Annotated in this window: 26 protein-coding genes and 1 riboswitch; of the genes, 1 reads left to right on the top strand and 25 read right to left on the bottom strand. The window is 49.3% G+C overall.

Annotation, left to right across the window (positions count from 1 at the left end):
- Positions 1-185 precede the first annotated feature (185 nt).
- The 5 genes from ICC18_RS08135 to ICC18_RS08115 form a co-directional block, all read right to left on the bottom strand.
- Positions 186-1,367, bottom strand: a complete 1,182-nt coding sequence (locus ICC18_RS08135; protein ID WP_188173848.1) for a DNA sulfur modification protein DndB — start codon at positions 1,365-1,367, stop codon at positions 186-188.
- Complete coding sequence (locus ICC18_RS08130; protein ID WP_188173847.1) at positions 1,367-2,503, bottom strand: DNA sulfur modification protein DndB; 1,137 nt, start codon at positions 2,501-2,503, stop codon at positions 1,367-1,369. The genes ICC18_RS08135 and ICC18_RS08130 overlap by 1 nt, the downstream gene beginning before the upstream one ends.
- 93 nt (positions 2,504-2,596) lie before the next feature.
- Positions 2,597-3,772 carry an aminotransferase class I/II-fold pyridoxal phosphate-dependent enzyme gene (locus tag ICC18_RS08125; protein WP_188173846.1) on the bottom strand — a complete coding sequence of 392 codons (1,176 nt, stop codon included), beginning with the start codon at positions 3,770-3,772 and terminating at the stop codon, positions 2,597-2,599.
- Positions 3,773-3,815: 43 nt separating this feature from the next.
- Entirely contained in the window at positions 3,816-4,913 is a 1,098-nt protein-coding gene (locus ICC18_RS08120) for a site-2 protease family protein (protein ID WP_188173845.1), read from the bottom strand.
- A gap of 7 nt (positions 4,914-4,920) precedes the next feature.
- Positions 4,921-5,286: an arsenate reductase family protein gene (locus ICC18_RS08115; protein WP_188173844.1), complete on the bottom strand. Its 366-nt coding sequence runs from the start codon at positions 5,284-5,286 to the stop codon at positions 4,921-4,923.
- A 190-nt stretch (positions 5,287-5,476) separates the two neighbouring features.
- On the opposite strand from ICC18_RS08115, the gene ICC18_RS08110 reads away from it, so the two are divergent.
- Positions 5,477-6,094, top strand: a complete 618-nt coding sequence (locus ICC18_RS08110) for a pyridoxamine 5'-phosphate oxidase family protein (protein WP_188173843.1) — start codon at positions 5,477-5,479, stop codon at positions 6,092-6,094.
- 199 nt (positions 6,095-6,293) lie between these two features.
- Here ICC18_RS08110 and ICC18_RS08105 read toward each other — a convergent pair whose 3' ends face one another.
- The 20 genes from ICC18_RS08105 to ICC18_RS08010 form a co-directional block, all read right to left on the bottom strand.
- The gene (locus ICC18_RS08105; RefSeq protein ID WP_188173842.1) at positions 6,294-7,232 is read right to left on the bottom strand and encodes an RluA family pseudouridine synthase; all 939 of its coding nucleotides are present in this window, start codon (positions 7,230-7,232) and stop codon (positions 6,294-6,296) included.
- Positions 7,229-7,798: a cob(I)yrinic acid a,c-diamide adenosyltransferase gene (locus ICC18_RS08100; protein WP_188173841.1), complete on the bottom strand. Its 570-nt coding sequence runs from the start codon at positions 7,796-7,798 to the stop codon at positions 7,229-7,231. Before ICC18_RS08100 ends, ICC18_RS08105 begins: the two co-directional genes overlap by 4 nt.
- Entirely contained in the window at positions 7,795-9,405 is a 1,611-nt protein-coding gene (locus ICC18_RS08095) for a cobyric acid synthase (protein WP_188173840.1), read from the bottom strand. The genes ICC18_RS08100 and ICC18_RS08095 overlap by 4 nt, the downstream gene beginning before the upstream one ends.
- Positions 9,398-10,510: a threonine-phosphate decarboxylase CobD gene (gene cobD, locus ICC18_RS08090; protein ID WP_188173839.1), complete on the bottom strand. Its 1,113-nt coding sequence runs from the start codon at positions 10,508-10,510 to the stop codon at positions 9,398-9,400. Before cobD ends, ICC18_RS08095 begins: the two co-directional genes overlap by 8 nt.
- 20 nt (positions 10,511-10,530) lie before the next feature.
- Positions 10,531-11,367: an adenosylcobinamide-GDP ribazoletransferase gene (gene cobS / locus ICC18_RS08085; protein ID WP_188173838.1), complete on the bottom strand. Its 837-nt coding sequence runs from the start codon at positions 11,365-11,367 to the stop codon at positions 10,531-10,533.
- Positions 11,340-12,335 carry an adenosylcobinamide-phosphate synthase CbiB gene (cbiB, locus tag ICC18_RS08080; protein WP_188173837.1) on the bottom strand — a complete coding sequence of 332 codons (996 nt, stop codon included), beginning with the start codon at positions 12,333-12,335 and terminating at the stop codon, positions 11,340-11,342. Before cbiB ends, cobS begins: the two co-directional genes overlap by 28 nt.
- A gap of 39 nt (positions 12,336-12,374) precedes the next feature.
- Positions 12,375-12,941: a bifunctional adenosylcobinamide kinase/adenosylcobinamide-phosphate guanylyltransferase gene (cobU, locus tag ICC18_RS08075; protein WP_188173836.1), complete on the bottom strand. Its 567-nt coding sequence runs from the start codon at positions 12,939-12,941 to the stop codon at positions 12,375-12,377.
- 210 nt (positions 12,942-13,151) lie between these two features.
- Positions 13,152-14,201 carry a nicotinate-nucleotide--dimethylbenzimidazole phosphoribosyltransferase gene (cobT, locus tag ICC18_RS08070; RefSeq protein WP_188173835.1) on the bottom strand — a complete coding sequence of 350 codons (1,050 nt, stop codon included), beginning with the start codon at positions 14,199-14,201 and terminating at the stop codon, positions 13,152-13,154.
- A gap of 23 nt (positions 14,202-14,224) precedes the next feature.
- Positions 14,225-15,001, bottom strand: coding sequence for a heme ABC transporter ATP-binding protein (locus ICC18_RS08065; RefSeq protein ID WP_188173834.1), 777 nt, complete (start codon positions 14,999-15,001; stop codon positions 14,225-14,227).
- A 110-nt stretch (positions 15,002-15,111) separates the two neighbouring features.
- On the bottom strand, positions 15,112-16,161 hold the full coding sequence (locus ICC18_RS08060) for a FecCD family ABC transporter permease (RefSeq protein WP_188173833.1): 1,050 nt from the start codon (positions 16,159-16,161) through the stop codon (positions 15,112-15,114).
- On the bottom strand, positions 16,162-17,181 hold the full coding sequence (locus ICC18_RS08055) for an ABC transporter substrate-binding protein (RefSeq protein WP_188173996.1): 1,020 nt from the start codon (positions 17,179-17,181) through the stop codon (positions 16,162-16,164).
- 156 nt (positions 17,182-17,337) lie between these two features.
- Positions 17,338-17,543: riboswitch (cobalamin riboswitch) on the bottom strand.
- 56 nt (positions 17,544-17,599) lie between these two features.
- Positions 17,600-18,145, bottom strand: coding sequence for a hypothetical protein (locus ICC18_RS08050; RefSeq protein WP_223192391.1), 546 nt, complete (start codon positions 18,143-18,145; stop codon positions 17,600-17,602).
- A 43-nt stretch (positions 18,146-18,188) separates the two neighbouring features.
- The gene (locus tag ICC18_RS08045) at positions 18,189-18,455 is read right to left on the bottom strand and encodes an aspartyl-phosphate phosphatase Spo0E family protein (RefSeq protein ID WP_188173832.1); all 267 of its coding nucleotides are present in this window, start codon (positions 18,453-18,455) and stop codon (positions 18,189-18,191) included.
- A gap of 67 nt (positions 18,456-18,522) precedes the next feature.
- Entirely contained in the window at positions 18,523-19,728 is a 1,206-nt protein-coding gene (locus ICC18_RS08040) for an aminotransferase class I/II-fold pyridoxal phosphate-dependent enzyme (RefSeq protein WP_188173831.1), read from the bottom strand.
- A gap of 14 nt (positions 19,729-19,742) precedes the next feature.
- Positions 19,743-20,234: an Lrp/AsnC family transcriptional regulator gene (locus ICC18_RS08035; protein WP_188173830.1), complete on the bottom strand. Its 492-nt coding sequence runs from the start codon at positions 20,232-20,234 to the stop codon at positions 19,743-19,745.
- A 135-nt stretch (positions 20,235-20,369) separates the two neighbouring features.
- Positions 20,370-20,663: a hypothetical protein gene (locus tag ICC18_RS08030; RefSeq protein ID WP_188173829.1), complete on the bottom strand. Its 294-nt coding sequence runs from the start codon at positions 20,661-20,663 to the stop codon at positions 20,370-20,372.
- A gap of 93 nt (positions 20,664-20,756) precedes the next feature.
- Positions 20,757-21,665 carry a cysteine synthase A gene (gene cysK, locus ICC18_RS08025; protein WP_188173994.1) on the bottom strand — a complete coding sequence of 303 codons (909 nt, stop codon included), beginning with the start codon at positions 21,663-21,665 and terminating at the stop codon, positions 20,757-20,759.
- A gap of 80 nt (positions 21,666-21,745) precedes the next feature.
- Positions 21,746-23,062: an MFS transporter gene (locus ICC18_RS08020; protein WP_188173828.1), complete on the bottom strand. Its 1,317-nt coding sequence runs from the start codon at positions 23,060-23,062 to the stop codon at positions 21,746-21,748.
- A 116-nt stretch (positions 23,063-23,178) separates the two neighbouring features.
- A complete protein-coding gene (locus tag ICC18_RS08015) occupies positions 23,179-23,673 on the bottom strand; it encodes a hypothetical protein (protein WP_188173827.1) in 495 nt (164 codons plus the stop codon).
- A 158-nt stretch (positions 23,674-23,831) separates the two neighbouring features.
- Positions 23,832-24,251: a DUF350 domain-containing protein gene (locus ICC18_RS08010; RefSeq protein WP_188173826.1), complete on the bottom strand. Its 420-nt coding sequence runs from the start codon at positions 24,249-24,251 to the stop codon at positions 23,832-23,834.
- Between the last annotated feature and the right edge of the window lie 62 nt (positions 24,252-24,313).

Below are 24,313 nucleotides of genomic sequence, written 5' to 3'. Positions count from 1 at the left end.
AATTGACCCATCTATTTTTCTTATTCGACTTTGAATGCTCATCTTCCTTGCGGTCCAAATCCCGCTTCCCAAACTTGGACGAATGGATAGAGGGACACATATATTCTGTTTCTTTTGGCGACAAAAAAACCTTTCTCCTACCCAACGATTCGTTGAGAGAGAAAGGTTTTTCTTATTTCACTATATTATGCCGGTGATGCGACTTCTTCTTCACCGGCACTATCCGCATCCGTACCCTCTAAGAAGAATTGAACGAGCTTGACATGCTTTTTCAGGGACTTCTCATGAATCAGATTAATCTTGCCGTTATCCAAGGATCCGAACACGTAGATCAGCTCTTCATTACCATGCGACCAATCGAAGCCGTCCAGAATTTGCAGGGACTGCGTCCACTCTTCGTTGTATTGGCCATTAGGGAACAAGAAACGGTTGGCGTAAAGCGCAATGCTTTCCTGAACAACACGATTTGCAGACGTATACTGCGCTAGTCCCGGTTGCTCCGGCATCAGCGGCAGAACCGTATTGAAAAACTGGTGCAAGATTTCCACGTACGTTGAAGGATCGTGGCGAATTTTTCGCTGAAGCTCGTAAGAAGGCTGCATTCTGCCTGAAAACAACATCGTAGCCATCGCATACAGCCAACTGAAGCATGTGAAGTTGCGGTTAAACGAAGTCAAATTGCTGCGGCGCTCGACACCGGCAGCTTTCAAGTACACATTATGATCGACAACCTGTTGAATAACCAGATTGAGCGGATCAATCGAGTCGAACGAGTGTCCAAGCTCTTTACTAACAAGCTGCACTTTGGAGTTAATATCGCCGAATAGCTGCTGCTCTTCTTCTTCCGTTAAGCCGATATAGATTTGCACAGCGAGCTGTGTTTCCATTAGATCCAGGCGTCTGCTCTCCAGCTGATTGACGGTACCTTCAGCTTCCTCAACCTCTTGTCTGAGCTCTGCATCCTCAGGAAACTTCCGCTGCTTAATTTTTAATATAGCTAACTTCTTCTCGTACCGTCTGACTTCCTTCTGCATTTGTTCGTTCACATAACCGAGCGCCAGAATACGATGCTGCCCATCCAAAATACTCAGCTTGGAGCCATGCTTAAGCAGGAACTCCTTATCGCCCTTAGCCAGCTGATTCACTTCTCTTAAAGAAAGCGTCACCGGGCCAAAAAATACATGATCCAATTCGCGCTCTTGCAGATAGGTAGAGATTTTCCGTCTTTGCATGTTGCTTAGTTTGCGCTGAACCATCGGATCGATCATTGTATAATTCAGCAAATCCTGTACACGCAGCGCGACCGTCGAGAGTCCGAATTTCTCGCAAAACGGGTGGATCGTCATCTTGAGGCGTAATCCTTCCATTAGCCCACATCCTCCTTATCACTGATGAGAAACACGTTCTTCTCTTGATAAAAGTTTTTGATGTGTTGGTACGCTTTCATGATGCGGGTCCGTCTTGGCAAGCGATCCTTCTCATCACCCGCATAAATGCTGTTCCAATTCATGTGCGGAAGAATTTTAAGCGCATGCTCCAGCGCATAGCGGTTGAATTTGCCGGTTTTGGTTGACTCTTCGTGAATGAACAACGCTAAGGCAATTTGAATGTTTTCGGACCAAACCAACTCGCCTTTCGAAGGCGTCGGCAAATAATGAAGCAAGCCGTTGAAGTATGTTCCAGCCAAGGAAACATGATCCTGCAGCTCTTTGTCATCATATTGATAACCGTTATTCCGCGCGCCCGACTTCATGCGGCCTTCAAACAGCGCAATCAATATTTCGATCAGCAAATGATACGAAAATAAATATTCAGGCGATTTGCCCCGTTCTGAGAACATATCGACCGTCAATGTTTGCATGGCCGGAGCTTTGGAAGCAAGCTCGGTCGCAGCAACATGATAAAATCTTCGTTGGTCGCGAAGCACCGCCAAGTTTCCGCCAAGTTTGCGAGGAAGCTTGTTAATGTCGGAAAATAACTGACGCTCTTGTCTGGCGTTAATGTCTAAGTAAGTCATGGTCGAAATTGGGAATGCGTACAATCGACGCAATTTTTCCGTAATCTCTTCCATTTTGTCGTACTCACGGCGATCTTTGGCGCGTGCCATCTGGCTTTGCAATGTCTCCATAATACGCTGGAAGGCGGCCAAACGGTGCTGACCATCGACAACGTACAGCTTCTCAATCGGTTGCAGACGAAGAACTTGATGTTCTTCATCATAGTGACCTGCACCTCTTGCCGAGAAGATGATGCCCGGGAAGTAGATCGGTTGGCGATCTTCCAGGTACAAATTCACGTAATCGATTAATTTCGAAAGATTGCGCGGAATTATCGCGCGCTGCACTTCCAAATCGACCTCATAAATGGAGAACAGCTTGCTCATGGGCAAGGTGGCGGCAATCGTGGATTGACCAAACGTTTGCCCCAGTACTCCTGGAATTTCTACGAACGAAGAAGGCTTTTGCTCCGCTAAGAGCTCAGATAATGAAGAAATAGCATCCATATGCGTACCCCTTTCAGTTGAAAAGAATTGTGAACTTTTATGCATATCAGTCGATGTCTCTCATTCTCCTATTTTTACCAAAATCTCTATATTTCATTCTATCGTGCGAAGCCATTGTCCAATTCGTTTTGCTGCCTCCAGTAGACTGGCTTCTTCTTGCACCAATGCAATTCTAACAAAGCCTTCCCCTTCTGCTCCGAATGCATCGCCAGGGATCACGACAACTCCTGCCTGATACAGCATTTCCCGGGAAATTTGTCGAGACGTCCAGCCTTTTGGAACGGGCGCCCAGATGAACATTGTCGCTTTCGGGGGTGCAATGGTCCACCCCACCTCTGCTAGTGCCTCCAGGAACACATTTCGTCTTCGCTCATAGACACCAGCTACTGTATGGTCGTTCTCCATGTCTTCTTCGAGCGCTGCAATTCCAGCGGCTTGAACAGCTTGAAAAACGCCATAATCAATATTCGACTTCAAAGTTTTCAATGCCTTCACGGCATCTGCATTTCCCGTTAAAAAAGCAATTCTGCATCCCGCCATGTTGAAGCTTTTAGACAGCGAATGAAATTCGACGGCAACTTCCTTCGCTCCCTCTATCTCCAAAATACTCATAGGCTTGTAACCGTCAAAAGCCATTTCGGAGTAAGCCAAATCGTGTACGACAAGCAATTCGTGTTTCTTGGCGTAGGCAATCAATTGCTCAAAGAAAGCCCGATCTGCAACAGCAGACAATGGATTGCTCGGGTAGTTGAGCAGGATGAACTTGGCTTTTGCAGCCAGGTCTTCCGGAATGTCCTCAAGCTTCGGTAGAAAATTGTTGTCAGCCCGCAGCGGCAGCAAATAAGGTTCCACACCCGCTAAGACTAAACTTGCGGAATAAATGGGATATCCCGGATCAGGGACGATCGCCACATCCCCCGGATCGCATAGCGAGAGCGCCAAATGAGCCAGCCCATCCTGTGAACCCATCAAGGTTAATATTTCATGTGCCGGATCCAGTGCAACACCAAACCGATATTGATACCATCTAGCAACGGTTTCACGAAACGCCAAGCTTCCTTCTGAGGATGGATAACCATATAACTTCGGATTGCGGACAGCCTGCGTAATAGCCTCAATAACCCGATCTGAAGGGGGAAGATCAGGACTGCCTATTCCTAAATCTATGACGTCTACCCCTTGGTTCATAACCTCTCTCTTCCATTCTTCCACCTCTGAAAAAATAGCCGAGCCTAACAGACTTAACCTCTTCGAACCTGTAAGTTTCATAGTACACAACCTCATTATGAATGAATTAATGGCATTAATGAATTCAATCAATGATACCGACCTGATGAACAAGTCGAATCATATACAGTAAATACAAAACAAGCCCAAGGTAGGCTGCGCCAAACTTCCAACGAGTCTTGGTCTCCACTTCATAGTAGCGATCATGCTGACCAAGAGGCGTGAAATCGACTTGCACCTGCAAGCCTAAATAAAAGCCGCCCTCTTTTTGAATGCGTTCTACTTTGACGGCTTGAACCTTTTTGATCAATGCTTGCGCAGGCAAATAAGCATGGCCTTCAAAGCCGATTCCCTGCCAATACATGACGATCGTTTGACGGCCTTCCATAGCCCCTTGTAATTCGGTATAAGTAGTAAAATCTAACTCGCGGCTATGATTTTCGCCTGGAATGATGTATCCCTGCTGCAGCAAATGCTCCGCATGAAACTCAAAACGCGATGAAACCGAGACGATTTCTTCCCGATTTCTGAATTTGACATACTTCTTATATAAATCCCAGGCAAACATGGCCCAGATGATAAAGAAAATAATCCGGCTCGTATTGTTGTTCAAATAGTAAATAAACACTAAGCCGCCGACCAAGCCAAGGACCCATAACCATCGAGTGACAGCCGTTGAAATACGTCCGCCGTCTAGCGGGTGAATGGGCAGCAAGTTAATTAGATTCAAATAAAAAGCCGAATAGGCGACCGAAACGATTACTGGCGAATCCATGTATACCCCTAGCGCAAAAGCAGCCGTCGCGCCAACCGTGCCCAAAATGGGCCCTCCGATACCAATAAAAGCCTCCGTAGCCGCATCCGTCGGATGTTTTTTCATCGTGATCAGAGCGCCCAGAAACGGGATGAATACAGGTGCCGAGACCGGTAGACCCTTCATTTTCGCGGCAAAGACATGCCCGAGCTCATGAATCAGGATCATGAGAACGATCCCTATGGCAAACGGTAACGGCGCGAGATAGGCATAGGCCCAGATCGTGATAAACATACTGATGACAGCACCGCCGGCTTTTCCAAGCTTAAGTACGCCCAAAATGAGCTTTCCTTGGGAAAGCAGGACAGCGACCAGCCCCCCGAGAGCCCATGGCGACCTCTTATTTTCTGGCTTCTTTTTCTGCTCCAAACCTACATCACCCTTTCGCCCATACCGCCTCAAACTCCGGCTCCTTAAAGCCGACTGTCACTTTCTTACCGTCCGTAACAATAGGGCGCTTAATAAGCCTGCCGTTTGAAGCAAGCAGCTCCAGCATTTGCTCTTGCGACATGCCCGAAAGCTTGTCCTTCAGTCCCATTTCCTTGTACACTTCACCGGATGTGTTGAAAAACTTCTTAATCTCCAGACCGCTGATGGCAAGCAGATTGTCCAGTTCTACCGCAGATGGCGGAGTATCAAACAAGGGTACATTTTCTGTAATATCTACATTGTGCGCTTTTAGCCATTTCAACATGCTGCGGCATGTGCCGCATTTATCGTAACAAAATACTTTTACTCCCATGGTGGTAAGCTCCTTTAAGAGATGATGTCTATAAATTGGGTTGTATAAAATTTTGGGCTAATCGATGCGGAAAGTCAAGTATTGCAAACTCATTGCCTACAACAATGGTACATACAAAATGATTAAAATTGGATCTTATGAATCGACCAATCCTTTTGTATCATGTTTAAAAACAGAAGGAGAATCAACCATGAGAAGAAAAGAATTCGCTGTCCAGGACCAGCAAGATGTCGAACAATTTTTGCAAGAAATGTCTTATGGATATTTAGCCACGAGCGGGGAAGACGGCTGGCCTCATTTGACGCCCGTTAATTTTGTTTATTTAAATGGCCACATCTATTTTCACGGCTCCAGAAGAGGAAGCAAGATGACTGAAATCGCAGCCTCAGGTAAAGCCAGCTTCGCCGTAGCCAAAGAGTACGCCATCATCCCTTCTTACTTCACCGACCCGCGTCAGGCCTGTCCCGCCACATCCTACTTCAAATCGGTTCATATTCGGGGTGAAGCAGAGCCGACTGAGGATCTGACAGAGAAAGCCGAGGTTCTTGGCGCACTTATGGAGAAACTTCAGCCCGAGGGCGGTTACTCGCCGATAACCCCAGAAGATCCAGCTTACCGTGGTGAGCTGAAAGGCGTTTCTGTCGTACGCCTCACCATCCATGAGCTAACCGCCAAGTTTAAATTCGGGCAAAATCTGACCGAGGAACGCCGCGAAAGCATCATCCACGACTTATCCGAGCGCGGACGCCCTGACGATGTGGAGACGGCCGAGCTGATGCGCAAATACTGCCCGTTCCATCAGGCGTGACCGATGTACCATCACGTGGAATTCCGGGGTGCGCTATGGGAAACCGACCGACCACTTAGCGACATTCGGTCGCTACAAGTGCCCACCAACCACCAATCCATCTGTTCAACGACACTGGTTCTGACAACGGATCCTAGGCAGCCATTTTTGAATTATCACTAAAAAAACCATCAGTAAACCCTGATGGTTTTTGACGGTTCTAATTTCCCTGCAGCCAGGCCTGCAGAGCGGCTAAATCCACAGGCAATGGAGCGTTGTACTCCGCCCACTCCCGGGTTCCGGGATGCACAAAGCCGAGTCTGAATGCATGAAGCGCTTGCCGATCAAGCCGTTCAGCGGCTTCTGCCGCAGCTTTGCTTCCTTCGAAAGCAGGCAGCGTGTACACTTTATCCCCGATCAGCGGATGGCCCAAATATTTCATATGTACGCGGATTTGATGTGTTCTGCCTGTTTCCAGCCATATGCGCACCAAAGCCGCATAAGCGAATTGTTCCACGACCTCGTAATGGGTTACTGCGGAATAACCGCCTGGCGTGACGATCCTTACATGCGGTTGCTCAGGGTCTCGATCGATAGGCCCATTGATCGTGCCGCTTGGTTCATTAAGCACGCCCCATACAAAGGCAAGATATTCCTTTTTCACTTTATGCTGAATCATCTGCTCAGAAATTTGCTGATGCACGTAGGGGTTCTTGGCAATTGCCAGCACGCCTGACGTTTCCTGATCAAGTCGGTGCACCGGACGGAATCGGCAGGTGATGCCTGCTTGCTGCCAGTGATAAACGACCGCATTGGCAATGGTATTCACATAGTGACCGTGCGTCGGATGCACGATGATGCCTGCATCTTTGGCTACGATTAGCAGATGCTCATCTTCGTGGATAATGTGAAGCGGAAGATCCTGAGGCAAAATATCCTCGGATTGCTCCTCCTCCATGCGAACCTCAACCCGGTCTCCGGCATTGACTTTTATACTAATGTATTGGCGTACGCCATTGACGGTAATGCCTTGCTCTGTCAATTTGAGCCGGGATAGCAGCTTACGGGAAACCATAAGCCTTTTTTGCAAAATCGTCTTCAGAACAAAGCCATCTTCCTCAGGCGGTACGATATAAACAAGAGGTTCGTAGTAACTCATGATTTACGTCTAAACACCTCAGCGCTGCGCACGTACTCCACATCAGCCACACCTTCTCGATGGTTAGCCGTACGGGCAATGGTAAAGAACAGATCGGATAGCCGGTTCAAATAACGGCGTACTTCCGGGTTAATTTCTTGGGTACGGGCTAATGTAACCACTCGGCGCTCCGCTCTACGGCATACGGTACGGCAAATATGAAGCGTTGACGAAACCGTACTGCCGCCCGGCAAAATAAAACGGGTAATATCCGGCGTCTCCGCATCGTACTTATCGATCCAGACTTCCAGAGCATCGACCATCTCGGCCTTCACTTTGTAAGGGCGCAGCTCTTGCTTCAAAAGTGCCAAGTCAGAACCGCAATCGAACAGCTCGTGCTGTACCTGCAGCATATCTGCTAACAAATCGGAGTATTTGTCAGGATCCATAAAACTCATCGCTTGACCCAGATAACAATTGAGCTCATCAACCGTACCATATGCTTCTACCCGAGCATCATCTTTATCGACACGTCCGCCAATGACTCCCGTTTGACCTGCATCGCCTGTACGCGTATAAATTTTCATCGTTTACCCTCCTCCATAGTAGCTGTTACTCCTCCAATAATCTCATAAACGCGCTGCATATCCAAGTAACTGCGCACATGTTCAGCAAGCCTGTCGAAGGCTGCTGCTCTGCGTTCCTTGAAGCGAAGCCCGCCAGTAACAGGTATCAGTCCCTTTTGCAAGCGAATCGCATTCAACCAAGCTCGACGAAAATCATCATTATGCAAAATACCGTGCAAATAGGTTCCCCAGATTCGTCCATCTTTTGCGGCTGCACCATCTCCGTGTAGTCCGCTGCTGATAGAGCCTGTAGCTGTATCATAAGCTCGGGCTTGAATGTGGAAAGGAGGATGGGCGTCCTCCACATAACTCGTTCGCCCCATATGAATTTCGTAACCGTCGATGGCAATGTCCAAACCTTGATCAGCAAATAGCGTGGTGCTCCCCTGAACCTGGACGGTACGCTTCTCTGAAGTAAACAAGGTTTCCGTCGGCAGAAGCCTCAAACCTTCAAGTTCCGGATGGTCTGATTCGTATCCTTGCGGATCTAAAAGCTTTATGCCCAACATTTGATACCCGGCGCAAATGCCTGTGACCCAACCATTCTCGGCTGCAGCAAAATGAATGATGCGATCCGCTAGACCCGATTCTTTCAGATAGCGCAAATCGTCCATCGTATTCTTGCTGCCCGGCAGCAAAATAACGTCCGGCTGCCCCCACTCGGACACATTCGAAATATATCTGAAATGTACATCCGGCTCCTCTTGCAAAGGATCGAAATCCGTAAAATTCGATAGTCGTGGCAATCGTATGACCGCTATATCGAGCTGGTCGTCTGTTTTGGCATGCCTGTTCTCTTGCCAATGGCGCTTCGCTCTTTTAGAATCCAGCGAGGCGGAGTCTTCATCCTCAATGCCAAGCTGAGGCAAATAGGGGATAACGCCGAGCACAGGCTTGCCGGTCCGCTCCTCCAGCCAATCCAGACCCGGCTTCAGCAGGCTGACGTCTCCGCGGAATTTATTGATGATAAAACCTTTGACCCGGTCTCTTTCCTCCGGCGATAAAATCTCAAGCGTACCGACAATCGAAGCGAAGACGCCGCCTCGATCGATATCCGCAACAAGCAGCACCGGAGCATCCGCCCAACCGGCCAACCTCATGTTCACGATGTCGCGATCTTTGAGGTTGACTTCTGCCGGGCTTCCGGCGCCTTCGAGCACTACCACATCGTATGCGCTGCGCAGACGAGCGAGGGCATCCTTCACGATCTGCTCTGCATGGGGCAAATACGATTCCCGGTATGTCCGTGCATCCAGATCGGAGAAAGGCTTGCCGTGCACAACAACCTGCGCGACCATGTCCTGCTTCGGTTTCAGCAGAATGGGATTCATATCCGTTGTCGCTAATATATTGCAGGCATCCGCTTGAACGCCTTGAGCGCGTCCGATTTCTTTGCCGTCGAATGTGACATAGGAATTGAGCGACATATTTTGCGATTTGAACGGTGCGGTCGACCAGCCATCCTGAACGAGAATGCGGCACAATGCGGCCGTCAGAATACTTTTGCCCACGTCCGAGGCAGTGCCTTGAATCATTAAAGTCGCGGCTTGCGAAGCTAAATTATTCATCTCTTTGTCCTCGATTCCGTTGGGTGCCGAGCTCTTCCAACATCATGCGTATTCCCTCGACTAATCGCTCGTTGTCCTCGCGAAGCCGAATCGCAACCCGGCAGTACCGTCGGTCAAGTCCTTCGAACAAGGAGGCATTACGGATTAATATGCCCTGACGTCCCATATACTGCTGCGCTTGCTTGACATCGATTCCGAACTCGACAGGGAAAGAAAAAAGCAGGAAGTTCACATCGCTATCGTTAACTTCAAGGCCTAGTTGCTGAAGCTGCTCCGTTAACCAAATCTTCTCAGCTTGCAGCCAAACCCTGCTCGCCTGCTCAAAATCCTCATCGCCCAGAACCGCCGTACCGATTTGCTGAGCTAAATAATTGACGCTCCATTGAACCTGCAAGTCCTTCAGCTTCTCGATCCATTCCGGATGCGCAACCATGAAGCCCAGACGAATACCAGGTATTGAATAAAATTTCGTCATAGAGCGAATGACAAAAACATTTTTACTCGTTGCAGCGTATTTCAGCATGGAATAAGATTGTTCATCCGGCACAAAATCCATAAACGCCTCGTCAATGACCAGGTTGCGACGGCTCTGCGCAAGCTGATTCAAAATCTTTTGCGGAACTAGCCTGCCGGTTGGGTTGTTCGGATGTCCTAGAAAGAACAGATCACATACTCGGCATGCCTCCTCCACATCCTGCTCTTGAAGAACGAATCCATGCCGCGCATGAAGAGGAATGGAACGAATCGCTCCACCCGATTTGAGAATGGCCTCCTCATACTCACTAAAGGAGGGCCTTGCCAAACCTGTAACGGAAGGGTTCAATACCCTTGCAGTCAAATCGATCAGCTCTGCAGCCCCATTCCCGACGAGAATACTTTCGATGGGAATGTCATATTTGCAAGCTAAACGGGAACGCAGCTCTCGAACTGCAGGATCCGGGTATTTGACCAACTCCCGCCACTGGCGCTTCAAAATCTGTTCAACCGATGGCGGCGGCCCGAGAGGATTCATATTGGAACTGAAATCGAGAAATTGCTCTTTCGGTCGACCGAATGCCTCTTCCGCAGTCCATAGATCCCCTCCGTGTCCGAATCGTTCCAGCATGGCGACTCTCTCCTTTCACTTTAAAATAAAGCAGTAATTCCAAGCAGCAGCAGAACCTCCAACAGTTCATTCAATGCCCCATATGTATCCCCGGTCAAACCGCCTAGTTTACGGCTTATGTACAATGCGATCAAGCAGCCCAGAAGGTAAGTTACAACAGCAAATCCACCAATAATAACCCAAAGAGACGGACAGGGCAGAGCTTCGGTCAATCTTCCATATCCAAGGAATGTAATTGCGAACGACGCCACTAAGCCTGCGATTGTCGACCAAGCCACATATCCTCCGGTAACGCCACGAAACAAACTTCCAAGCCCTGATTCACTTCTGGCGTAAGGCCAGCCGAAAATCGCAACAACCATAAACCATCGGCTCCAGATCGGTACGATCATAAGAAGCACGCTGGACGCCTTCCAATCCCCGGACTGCTCACTGCCCAACATGCTGAATAGAAGTGCAAATTTTAGGAGCAACACAAGCACGCACACGATAACGCCCATCGCGCCTACCCGGCTGTCCTTCATAATCTCAAGCATTTGCTCACGCGGTCTATGGCTCAAAATTCCGTCTGCCGTATCCATCAGCCCATCCAGGTGAAGACCGCCTGTAAGCAGGACCCATAATGCAAGAAGCAGCACGGCTGCCGGCATCGGAGGGAAAATGAGTCGCAACCCTTCGCCTGCCAGAAGGAGTAAACCGCCGATCACCAGACCCGCTAAGGGGTAAAAAATGACACTTCTGCGAAACACCTGAACGTTATATTCGATTTGCACGGGAATCGGCAATCTCGTTAAAAATTGAAAGGCTGCTATGCATCCATGCAGCCAATCTACAAAAACCATACGAGCAGTACGCATAGCAGTCCTCCCATTACCACAAAGCTGACGCCGTACAACAACCGTACGGCGAAGACAATATCCCGCTGCGTCCGCTCCCGCAGCGGCCAGCCAAGGCGGGCGCGCTCGCTGGGCGCGCCCCCATAGACGTTCAGCCCGCCCAGCTCAATCCCGAGCGCTCCGGCTACCGCCGACTCGGGAATTCCGCTGTTCGGGCTGGGGTGCAGGTGCGCGAAGCGGCGGATCGCTGCCGCTGACCGCTTCGCTGAGAGCCCCGGCTGCAGCAGGGCGACGAAGATCAGCAGGAGGCCGGTCAGCCGGGCCGGGATCCAGTTCATCACGTCGTCCCAGCGTGCCGACGCCCAACCGAAATGACGATACCGGTCATTTCGGTAACCGACCATCGAATCCAGCGTATTCGATGCCCGGTAGAACATCGCAAGCGGAGCGCCGCCCAGCAGCGCATAAAACAACGGTGAGATGACCGCGTCCACGATGTTCTCCGCCACGGTTTCCACGACGGCTCGCGTCAGTTCTTCCTCACCGAGATGCTCTGTATCCCTGCCTACGATGTAGCCCGTATATTTACGGGCATCCGCCAAATTGCCGCTGCGCAGAGGGCTATAGACGAGGTAAGCTGCATCTTTTAGCCCTTTGACCGCTATCGTCGTGGAAATAAACCACGTGGAGACCATGTAGCCCAGCCACTCGTGAATCGAACGAGCGACAAGTACAAGGGCCAGTACGACGCAAAAACTGAGAAGCACCGTGGAGAGCATGAGCAGGACGCCTTTTACTTTAAGCGTATTGGCGCCTTCGCTCATATCCTGCCCTTCGTTATCATTTCGCAGCTTTCGCTCCATAAAGCGAATCCATCGTCCGATCAGAATGACCGGATGTGTCGGCCATTTAGGATCGCCGATGATCCAATCTATGAGAATAGCAGCCGCCGTCATGGCGACGATTTCCTGCCAAGTATATAACCACATTGCATATCACCGTTCCGGGCTCACCGCTGTATCCATCGATTACTCCAAGCGGTAAGCCCTGCTTTTTAACTCTATCGGAATCCCCGCTGTCACGAGGAAAACTTGATCGCAAACTTCAGCCAGACGCTGATTCATCCGTCCGGCTAAATCCCGGAAGCTCCGCCCCAGCGGATACTCGGGAACGATGCCGCTTCCGACCTCGTTAGTGACGAGCACCAATTGTCCGCTGTAGGAGGACACCGCTTCGACCAGCTCATCAACCTGCCTCATGACGAGAGCGGCGGCATCAGGCACTCCTTCATAGCGAAGCAGCCAGTTGGAGAGCCAAAGCGTCAAACAGTCGACCAAGACTGCAGCTTGCGCGCTGCCGCCTGTCTCCTGCAGCTGGAGCAGAAGCTCCCGCAGCGCATAAGGCTCTTCCCAGGTATCCCAGGGATACCCGGAGGCGAGCCGCTGCTGCTGATGCAAACCGACCCGCTCCCGCATTTCCTCATCATAGATGTGGGAGGTCGCGATATAAATGCCGCTCTCGCTGCTGCGCATCGCGAGCTTCTCCGCCCAAGAGCTCTTGCCGCTTCGCGCGCCGCCCGTTACCAAAATCGCCATGACTTCACCCCGCCTCCTTCTCCTAAAAGGTTGTTTAAAAAGTCCACTTTGATAACGTAGAATTTCATGAAGTAATGCCGACATCGAATCTTGAATGAACCTGGGAACTCCGGTACTCACGTAGCAAATCACTACGTTCCGTTCCTCCTTCTCCAGTTTCATCCAACCTTCTCGGTTCTGAAAGCGGACTTTTTAAACTTATATTCTTACTTAACCACGCGACACGCCTGCGCTATCGAATGTCGCCATTTCCTTCATGATCTTGCCTGCGGCATCGACCAGGTTAAAACAAAGCACCGCCCCTGTGCCTTCCCCCAGGCGCATATCCATCTGCAGCATCGCTCCGAGGCCAATAGCTTCGAGCATCCTGCCGTGCCCCTGCTCGTGCGACAAGTGCGAGGCGAGCATGTAGGACGCGCTCAGCGGTGCTAACCGGCTCGCCACAAGCGCTGCCGCCGACGAGATGAAGCCGTCGACGACGACAGGACAGCGGTTCTTCGCTGCGCCGAGAATCACCCCGACCAGGCCGGCGATCTCCAGTCCCCCGACCTTCGCTAACACATCAAGGGCGTCCTCGGCGTTAGGAGCATTCACCTCTAACGCTTTCTTCACCACCGCTTGCTTATGCAGCCATTTCGCGTCGTCAATCCCCGTTCCCCGGCCTACGGCAAAGCCTGCATCAAGCCCGGTCAGCGCGCAGAGGATCGCTGCGCTTGCCGTTGTATTGCCAATGCCCATATCCCCCGTCGCGAAGAGACAGTAACCTTTACTTACGTAGTCATCCACCACTTCTACGCCTTCAATAATCGCTTGCAATGATTCTTCATGAGTCATTGCCGCCTCGCGAGCCATGTTACGCGTTCCTTTCCTCACTTTACGGGCAACGAGATCCGGATGCTCCAGATCCGCGTTTACTCCAATATCTACGCAAAAGACATCTGCTCCGGCGTGTCTGGCGAGTACATTAACGGCAGCGCCGCCGTTCAAGAAATTCATCACCATTTGCGGCGTAACTTCAGCCGGAAATGCACTGACGCCTTCCTCGCAGACGCCATGATCGCCAGCCATGACAATGACCGCCTTTTTCTCAAATTCAGGCATCACTTCACCCGTTATCCCTGCCATCTGGCGAGCGATATCTTCCAGTTTCCCCAAGCTTCCGGGCGGTTTGGTCAGTTGATCCAAATGCCTGCTCGCCAGATCGATAAACTCTTGATGTACAGGCTTTATGCTTTCAACAATTTGTTCCAAATGACTCATGATTCAGTCCCCCCGTCCATTGTCTATTTTCCCGGCTGTAATAAAATCTGCGGTGCGTGATTGCGTGGATGCTGTAAAACGATCGGTACCGTTCCATACACCTCTGCGATCAACCCGCTGGTAATGATTTCCTCAGGCGTTCCGATGGCGGCAATCTTGCCCTGATGGACAACCATCAGCCGGCTGCAGTACTGAGCCGCCAAATTTAAATCGTGAAGAACAGCGATTACGGTCAGTTGAGATTCGCACTGCCACTCCCTAATATAATCCATCATCTGAACCTGATAGCCGATATCGAGAAATGTTGTCGGTTCATCGAGCATAAGCAGCCGCGGCTGTTGCGCCATGACCTTGCCTAGAGCGACTCTCTGCCGTTCGCCGCCGCTTAACCGTTCGATGGTTCGATGAACCAACGGCTCCAGATTCAGCTTATCGATAATACTTGCGATGAGCGGCTCAGCTTCTTCCGAGTCCTCACCGAGCCAGTTTTGAAAGGGATAACGCCCCATCTCCACAACCTCTTTGACCGTAAACCCGATTGGAGGCAAAGCGTCCTGCTGCAGCACTGCCAGCCATCGCGCCAATTCTTTACGGGAGTACGACGAAGCCAGCTGCCCCTGGAGCCGAACTTCCCCGGCAGTAACGCGGTCAACGCCTGAGATTAAGCGAAGCAGCGTTGACTTCCCGCTTCCGTTAGGCCCAATAATACCAAAAAACTCTCCTTGCTTAACCTCAAAGCTGATATTCTCCAGTACTTTCTGTCCTCTGAAGCTTCGGTAAAGCTGCTTAACTTCAATCATGCTGATCAACCTCTTAACGTTTTCTTACCACATAAGAATTTATAAGTTTCCGATTGGTCGGAAAACGAAATTCTTATTGGCATGAAAAACTTCCTCTAAAAGCGGTCTGGCTACTTTGTAATACTTCGATGGAAGTTTTTCTTATCTTTATGAAGCAAGTAAGCGAAAAATGGCGCTCCCAGAAAAGCTGTGATAACCCCGAGCGGGATTTCCGTCGGACTAAGCAGCGTTCTTGCCAGCGTATCTGCCCAAAGCACATAAATACCTCCGCCAATCGCGGACAGCGGCAAAATTAAACGATAATCAGGACCCACCAGCAGGCGTACCAAATGCGGCACGATTAATCCGACAAAGCCGATAACGCCTGCTACGGATACAGCGGCCGCCGTGATCAAAGTAGCTACGATCAGTACAATGAGCTTCGTCCTCTCCACATGGACACCGAGATGAGCGGCCTGACGCTCGCCAAGCGCCAATAAATTTAATGATCTGGCATAGCTGATGAGCACCACAAATCCAACTAGCAAATAGGGAGACATCATCAGCGCGAAAGACCAGCCTCTCATGGCCAAGCTGCCCATTAGCCAGAACACAATTTCATTGATGACTTGCTTGGAAATGGATACCATGAACGAGACGATCGCCCCCAAGAAAGCTTGCATAACCACGCCGGATAAAATTAACGTCTCCATCTTCAGCTTCCCGTCGATTCTAGCAAGCCGTAGAACAAGCAATAAAGAAATGAGACCGGTTCCGAACGCGACGATAGGGATCGACCAAGCGCCAAACCAAGCATAATGCAGACCGAAATAGATTAAAAAGGCCGCCCCCACCGAGGCCCCCGATGACACACCAAGCGCATACGGATCAGCAAGCGGGTTACGCAGTACTCCTTGAAACGCCGCTCCTGCGACGGACAGCGCAGCCCCAACGAGAATGCCTAACAAGACGCGGGGAAATCGCACCTTCATAATGATTTGCTCCGAAGACTGCTGCCAGTTCGCGTCGATATACCCGCCCAGCCAAGGAAGGTGTTTACCGAGAATACCAGCGATCTGGAGCAGCGGAAGATGTGCTGTTCCAATTGATAAGCTGATCAGAATAGAAAGAAGAAGGAGTATGACTCCTACTCCTCCCCATAGCATTAATTTTCTTTTCATTTATTTCACCAGTTCGGGATAAATACCTTTCGCCATTTCCAGCAGTCCTTCGGTCATTCTTGGACCAGGACGGCTTAGCAGGTTATGATCTATACCAATGACTTTTTTGTTTTTGACAGCGTCGATTTGATCCCATCCGCTGCGTGCGCGAATAATTTCATCCAGCGGTTTCTTACTTTTATCATCGACGAACCCTTTGGCATAAAGTATCACATTCGGATTCTGCTGAATAATTTTCTCTTCACTGATTTGATGCCAGCCTTTTGTATCTCCAGCAACATTGACGCCGCCTGCAAGTTTGATCAGCTCATCCATAAACTCGCCGCTGCCCACTGTCCAGCCTGGACTGAATTCAATGTACACCTTTTTCTTCTGTTCAGGTTTCACGTCTTTCACGGCATCAACGACCTTCTGACGGTCCGCTTTCATTTTGGCTACAACCTTTTCCGCTAGCTCCTGACGATCGGTAATTAGGCCAAAAGTTTGGATATCCGCAATGGCGTCATCCAATGTTTTGGGCTCTACTTTGAACACATTGATGTTCATCGTACGAAGCTTTTCTACCGTATCTGCTTTCATCGAAACACCTGCAATCACAACACTTGCGTTCGCAGCGATCAACGCCTCTTGATTCGGCTTTGTAATCCCGCCCATTTTGGGCTTGGATTTTGCCGCTTCTGGATAATCATCGAAATCGGAAACACCGACGATTTTGTCATCTAATCCTAATGCAAACAAGCCTTCTGTCTCTGCGGGCGAAACCGATACAATACGGTCCGGCGCCTTTTCAAAGGTAAACTCTTTACCGGTCGCATCCTTAATTTTGAGTGGATACTGCGTCTTCATAGCGGCAGCTGATGGCGACGCCGTCGCCGTAGGAGCTTTGGTCGCCCCTGAACTAATCTTGGCCGGATCGGAAATCTCCGGCTGCGCTTCATTCTTGCCGCAGCCTGCAAGGCTGACAGCAGCTGCCATTGCCGTACTGAGCAATAGCGCTTGTTTCCATCTTTTCTTAGTCATCATCTGGTTAATCCCTCTCTCTATGTTTACTCAACGAACAGATCCCCCAACAAAAAATCCCCTTCGTTCCTAAGGAACAGAGGGGACGATAAATCGCGGTATACGGCAACAAAAAGTCGCCTCCTGATTTAACGCGATCCTTTTCCTCGAAGGATGTCGTGAACGGCACCATGGGCAGGTCTCCTGACTTACGGGCATTAACTTCCTCACCTTCCCATCCGGCTAGAAGCAGAACAGTGGCATATCGAGGACATTTCCCGGATTACAGTGGCGGGACCGTGCCGGAATCTAACCGGCTTCCCTATTAAGCGGCAAACTCTTTAAATTATGAGTCTGCCAGCACCTATGGCTGCATGATTTACTGACTAGTAATCTCTTTGTCGATTATAGATGAGATTCATTCGTAGTACAAGACTTGTTACTTCTGCGCGATGATTTTGAGCACTTGTTTCGCTTCGTTGATTTTCTCGGCATTTTGCGGAATGAACGCCACAAGACCTTTACCGTTGAATCCCTGCTCCTTCATCCACTTATTGTCCGCCAGCGGAATGCCGTAGAGATGCTTTTCGGCAGGCTTGCCTTCCTCGGCGATTTCAATAACGCCGTTCGGATAATCCTCAGGTTGGATGGTGTCATCCAAAGGCACAAAACCAGCCTGCTTCGATAGTACGTTAAATTGTTCTTCCGGCAGGACGAAAATACCATTGCCCCCTGCAGCCAGCTCGACAATCATTTTTTCCATAGAGAAAATAGGAGAAGTAACGATCTTCACAGTCGGTATCTCCCCGACTTTGGATTTAAGCGAGTCTTCAAGCTTGGACCCAATTTCGGCAGGGAAACCGTTCTGGCCCATTATAAAGATAGAAACATCCGGCTTCGGTCCGCCACAACCAGCCAGCATAACCATGAGTGCGACCATCGTGACAAGAAACAGTTTGACTTTCATAAATTTCAAAATATTCATGTTGAATATAGTCCCTCCGTATGACATGAGAAAAGTCGGTTTATCACCGACTTTTTTTCCCTTTATTCATATATTCATTAATTTTATGATCGAGTACGGTGCTAAGTTCAACAACGGAATCCGAAGTCATTGCTCTTCCGTCGACGACCATTTGTTCCAGCATTCGTCTCAGAGAATGTATTTCTTCTTCCAAGGAAATAAGGGATTTGGATTTCTTCGCATGCTTGAATAACCAGCGCTGTTCGGACTCGTTTTCGCGAATATGCAAATGCTTGCTGTACGTAGTTAGTTGATATTCCATAAAAGCCATGCTCATCCCTCCTTACTTCAAGAATACCAGTTTTTGAGCCCAATGAAAATATATTTTTACTTCTTTTTTACATTTTTTTGAGGAAATTTCCGATTCGTTCTAGTGCTTCATTCAATTGCGAGACACTATAGGCATAGGAACAACGTAAAAACCCTTCTCCGCCTAGTCCGAACACGTGTCCGGGCACTGCGGCTACTTTAGCCTCATAGAGCAAACGCTGGGCAAATTCATCAGAAGTTAAGCCCGTATTTACGATGCTTGGAAACGCGTAGAACGCACCTTGCGGCTCATGACACTCAAGTCCGATTTCCCGAAATCCTTTCACTACCAACCGGCGTCGCTGATTGTAAGATTCCATCATCCGGTCTTTCTCTTCCAAACCGTTTGTCAGCGCCTCATGGGCAGCCACCTGTCCCATTACAGGTGCGCACATTACGGTGTATTGATGAATTTTGGTCATGGCTGAGATGAGGTCTTGATGACCGCATGCATACCCCATACGCCAGCCTGTCATGGCAAATGCTTTGGAGAAACCGCTGACGAGAATGGTGCGGTCCTTCATGCCTGGCATAGCGGCAAAACTGACATGCTTTTGGCCGTATGTCAGCTCAGCATAAATCTCGTCGGAAATAACGATCAGATCTTTCTCTTCGACCACTTTGGCGATCGGCAGCCAATCCTCGTACGTCATGATGCCGCCGGTCGGATTGCTGGGGTAACAAAGAATTAATATTTTGGAGCGTGGAGTCAGCGCTGCACGAAGAGACGCTTCGGTCAGCTTAAACTGATCTTTGGCAAACGTCTCAATGCCGACAGGCTTTCCTCCGCTAATACTTGTAATAGGCGAATAAGAAATGTAGCAAGGCTCCGGGATTAGAATCTCATCCCCGGGCGTGACTAATGCCCGCAAAGCCAAGTCGATAGCTTCGCTGCCGCCTACCGTTACCAGCACTTCGTCAGATGGCTCGTACTTCACCTTGAATGAAGTATGCAAGTACTCGGCGATCGCTTCGCGGAGCTCGGGAATCCCTGAGTTAGGCGTGTACTTCGTACGGCCGCGCTCCAAAGCGTATACGGCGGCTTCACGGACATGCCATGGCGTTGAGAAATCAGGCTCGCCCACACCAAGAGAGATGATATCCTCTTTGCTGTTGCTAACCAAGTCAAAAAACTTGCGAATGCCGGAAGGAGGGATTTCGCGCACCGCAGGAGCCAGATAGTCTTTCATGGACTTGCTTATCACTTGCGGGATCGTAGTTTCATCTTTGATCATGGCCTAGCGCCTCCTTATGGCGAGACGAGCATGCGATGATCATCTTCCTGATCCTCGAAAATAATGCCGTCCTGTTTATATTTTTTCAAAATAAAATTCGTTTTTGTCGAAAGCACACGGTCAATCGGCGACAGCTTATTAGAAACGAAAGATGCGACTTCCTTGAGCGAGCTTCCCTCGATTTCCACCAGCAAATCATAAGCGCCAGACATGAGATAAACTGATTTTACTTCCGGATATAAATAAATCCGTTCCGCGATCGCATCGAACCCGCGTCCGCGTTCCGGTGTAATTTGCACTTCAATCAGGGCGGTAACCTTTTCGTCATCTACTTTGCTCCAGTTCACCACTGTCGCATATTTGACGATGACCTTATCCGCTTCCATCTCGCTTATCGCTCGCGCCACATCGGCCTCCGCCGTTCCAAGCATGGTGGCGATCAGTGCCGCGCTGCGTCGCGCATCTTCTTTCAGTAGTTCGAGAATTTTAAGCTTCAAAGTATCCATGGTTAAACCTACCTTTCATTGATGGTTAATATGTCATCTTACAATCTTACAATGAACTGCTGTCCGAATTCAATGTGTGGGCACAAAAAAAGGCCATAAGCATCAATCTTATGGCCGCCATGCATGAACAGTTATTTACTTGACTTGTGTGACGTAAAACTTCGATTCGGCTTGCAGCAGCTTGTGAACCGTGTTCTCAATTTCACGATGTTTATAGGTCGGGCGCACATGGATATGCATGGAGTTTTCCAAGCAGCCAATGCCGACCAACTCGTTCTCGTCGTATACGGAAATGACGCACTGCGGGCTCTGAAGGCTCAAATCCCCAGGATACTGCATCCCTGAAGTTATGCATTCGTTTGTATATGCTTGTATAAACTCAGCGAGTTGATCTTTTTGCGGAACCTCATTCACGTAGGCTAATTTCACAATATAACCACCTTTCAACTTCAACCCTTTTACATCTATAATTATACTCAATCTTGAATTTTTATTCAATAAACATATTATGAAAAATGATGATTAAAAAATATCCATGCTCAAATACCGCTCGCCTGTATCCGGCGCGATGCAAAGCACTCTTTTACCCGATCCTAGCTTACGAGCGATTTGCAGACCTGTCCAGACCGAGGCTCCCGCTGAAGGTCCCACCAGAATACCTTCCTTGCTAGCCATATCTTTCGTTGTTTGAATCGCGTCTTCATCAGCTACTTGAATGATCTGGTCATAAACGCTCGTGTTCAAGATGGCCGGGATAAAACCCGGGCTCGTTCCCACGAGCTTATGCGGTCCTGGGCTGCCGCCGGATAACACCGGGGAGCCTTTGGGCTCCACAACGTAAATCCGGATCCCCGGCAGCCTTTCCCTTAGCACCTCGCCCGTCCCCGTGATCGTTCCCCCTGTTCCCGAGGTGGCAACAAACGCATCGAGCCGTCCGTCCATCTGCTCGATGATCTCCAGTGCTGTTGTCGTCCGGTGAATGTCCGGATTCGCCGGATTCTCAAACTGCTGCGGGATGTAGCTGCCTGGAATCTGATCCCGCAGCTCCACCGCTTTGGCGATCGCCCCCGGCATCCGCTGCGCCGCGGGCGTAAGCACGACCTCTGCTCCGTAGGCCTTGAGCAGAGTGATCCGCTCCTTGGTCATGTTATCCGGCATGACAAGAATGGCTTTGTAGCCTTTGGCAGCGGCGTTCATCGCAAGTCCGATTCCCGTGTTGCCGCTGGTCGGCTCAATGATGGTCGCGCCGGGCCGGAGCCGTCCGTCCTTCTCCGCCTGCGCAATCAAATTATACGCGGCGCGGTCTTTCACGCTGCCGCTCGGATTGAAATATTCGAGCTTCACATACAGCTCGGCATCGCCTTCCTGTACCAAGCGGTTAATCCGCACGGCGGGGGTATCCCCGATCAGCTCAGTAACGCTGTTCACCATCTTTTTATGCGCCAAGGGTTTCCCCTCCTTTTCCCAATGCAATACTTATATCCACATTTTTATCGGATATCTCTTGAATGTCAAGGTTTCGCTAGGGTCAGCTGCTTGCGCATGAAGAACCAACTGACCAGCGAGGAACTGCCAATGAGCAGAAGCAGCACAGTTAATACCAAAGGTGCTGTGCTCCAAGATACCACACTGATGAAAAGCAGAACGCCGAGCACGCGACCTGTATTCAACCCAAGCTCTCGGAGAACGACATACTCTTCCCGCTGCTTCGCGCTAGACTCGTTTGCACCGATAAGGTCAAATACAGCTGAAACCATAGGTACTGAGTACAAAGGAAGAAACAATGCCGCACCTATACCGAATATGAGCAGAGTGGTATAATTCATTTTCCAGAAAAATGGAACGATGACAGCAACTATCATAATTGCGCCTACAAGCATAGTACCTTTACGCAAACGTGGTTTGATAAACTTTCCCACCATCCAAAAAGAGATCAAGGATACTGTTGAAGTGATGAGTATAAACCTTCCTAAGCTCGCCTCACTGGCTGTTGCAATGTAGACCAAAAGACCGATCATGAAGCCAAACACCCCTTCTCGAAAGCCCTGCGCTACCAAAGCCAGAAAAACTCGCTTCCATGGCGTTTCCGCTTGTTTCAGGCAGCGAACAGGAAGAAACCATTCGTAGGTTCCCTGTATCTTCCTCTTTTTCAGAAAGAAGCTGACGATAACACCAAGAACAAAGATACCTAACGAAATCGAGAAGATGAGCCGATATCCGGTAACGTCACCGAGTCCGACGATGAGCATCCCCGAAATCCAAGGCGCCAAAATACCCGCTCCTGATCCCAAAAGTCCCGCCCAGCCATTAAATCGATCCCGGTTGTCCGGATTCGTTACTTCAAAGTATACGACGTTAAAAGCGAGCCAGAAGAAGCCGGACGATATGCCCTGCACCATTCCAAGACCGACAAAATAATGATAACTGTTGCTTCCAAGCAATAGAACTAGCATATAAAAACACGCCGAAACCGCCACGCCTGCGCGTAGGCAGTTCATTTTATTGTGCTCTTTTACCCATTTGCCCGCTAACCAGAACGTGACGGCCATCGTTAAATGAGTTGACAATGTAAACCAGCCGATTAAAGCGTAGTCATTTTTAGCCTTCCACAAATACACACCTACAAAGGTGCCTGATAGTGCATTCGCAATACTGAATAGCATCTGAACGACCAATAGTAAAATGGTTTGGGAATCAAGCCTCCTTTTTTGTTTACCTTGTTTCTTAGCCGCATCAATTCCACGACCGCGACCTTCAAAGTAGTTGCCTTTGGACGAATCCTTCACCCGCCCTGGATGAACCCGCTGTCCGCTCTGACCTTGCAGCATGCTGCTCCTCACCTTTCCCCTGGGATTGAAAATAGCTCTTGTTAAGCTTCCCCAATCAGGTGAAAATATGACGTGCATAGAAAAAACCGAACCCGCAGACGGATTCGGCTTCTAAACTATTCCTCTTTGATTCGTTCTACCATCAATAAGCGATCGGTATCGGATAGAATTTTTTCCACTTTAAAACAGGACGGGCAGACATAAACGTTAAGCGTTATCGGACCTGTTAAAAAGGCGCTGCCTAATGTTTTCGGGATGTGTGGTATAAAGGAGTTCTCGCTGATAACCTCATTGCCGGCCAGCAGCATAAATTCGTGACAGCCCGAGCACTCCGGAGCTTCTTCTTGTTCATCGGTAATGCGCTGAATTGCTTCCCCATAGCTGTCCAGCGGCTCATCTGAATCATCCCATGCTACAGATAAATCCTCGCCCTGCTCCAAATCTTCCTGGAAACGGAGCGGTTGACCTGTTTGCTTGACCGTCAGCTGAATACTGCGGTAATCATTCAATTCGTTAAAGCAGTGCGGACATTCGTCTTCAGGTCCAATTTCCGGATCCCAAACAATCTCCGTCTGGCACCAGGGACAAACGACTTCCTCATTGGTACTCATTTCCTAATCCTCCACATGATTCATGCATACTTCAATACATAATAAACCCCTGCCGCCATAAATACAAATGCAATAGCAAACAAGGTACCCCACAGGTATTTCATTCGTTCAAGCCCCCACGATTAAGTATGGATGCAGTATCATTGTAAACGACGATACTAGGTTACGCAGGCTCCTACCACATAGGACAGCGAGATCGATATCATCATCGAAAGGAGACCTACGGCTTTGTTGTCTTTTCGTATTTCTTCATCAATTTTAAAATAAGGCGTTAAAAATTCAAAGATAAAATAAGCCACAAGCAATAACAGAAAACCGTATCCTGCCCAGATAAGCGAATGAATCATTGTGTCATTGTTCAATATGGCAAACCGGAATAGGTTGCATATACCGAAAATTTTGCCCCCCGTAGCCATCGCTACGGATAAATTCCCTTTTTTGATCTCTGCCCAATCGTCATATTTGGTGACTAACTCGAAAATCGTCAGGAACACCACAAGCGCGATAACGGCCACTGCAAAAAACGCAAGTGTAGCTAAATACGGGTTACTGAGCAATACATCCACCTCTTCGTTCATATCGACTCCTGCCTTTCCTCTACACAAGGTGAGACTTTAAACATCGTTTAAAGATCCCTATA

The sequence above is a fragment of the Paenibacillus sedimenti genome (genome assembly GCF_014534655.1).
Lineage (GTDB): Bacteria > Bacillota > Bacilli > Paenibacillales > NBRC-103111 > Paenibacillus_E > Paenibacillus_E sedimenti.
This window is presented reverse-complemented; position numbering and strand designations above follow the sequence as displayed.